Genomic DNA, 498 nt, shown 5'->3' with positions numbered 1-498 from the left:
CGGCTTATCTAACTTTATGCTTTGGGGAAGAAACACGGGTAACACAGTTGAGACTCCCGAGCCAGGCAGCATAGCTTTACTTGCTCTAGGCTTACTAGGTTTAGGTTTCTCTAGAAAGCTCTCTCAGCAGTAATAGTAAAAAATACGTTTCTGGGTATTGATTACCCAGAAACACCTTACTTCTTACCCTCATAGATGACACCAGCACTGAGAATCACCAGATCAAGCTCTACGATAAACTAAAGATTGAGCTCACCGAAACTCTTATTGAAGTCCCTTAACTGATCATCTCCCCGGTCATACTCCGCCTGCCATAAAAGATCTTTATAATCTGATAGGACACGCTCTATAGATCGACTTAACTCATCGAAGTCTCCGTCCGCGACATAGATGGCCGCACGTACAATTCGATTTGTTACACGCCAATTTGTTTTAACAAACAAGGCCTCAATTTCATCTTTGGCCAGCAACCACTGCTTGCCAAAATCTCGCTCTAAC

The 498-nt window shown here is 43.4% G+C and carries 2 protein-coding genes; one reads left to right on the top strand and one right to left on the bottom strand.

What is annotated here, in order from left to right:
• The first annotated feature begins 16 nt into the window (after positions 1 to 16).
• A complete protein-coding gene (locus tag A3757_RS28195) occupies positions 17 to 133 on the top strand; it encodes a PEP-CTERM sorting domain-containing protein (RefSeq protein WP_082865496.1) in 117 nt (38 codons plus the stop codon).
• A 106-nt stretch (positions 134 to 239) separates the two neighbouring features.
• Here A3757_RS28195 and A3757_RS27285 read toward each other — a convergent pair.
• Positions 240 to 498 (bottom strand): hypothetical protein (locus tag A3757_RS27285; protein WP_197470252.1); only part of this gene is annotated, 259 nt, incomplete at its 5' end.

The organism is Oleiphilus sp. HI0117 (assembly GCF_001635235.1).
Note: the sequence above shows the minus strand (reverse complement) of the source record. Positions and strands in the feature narration are given on the sequence as shown.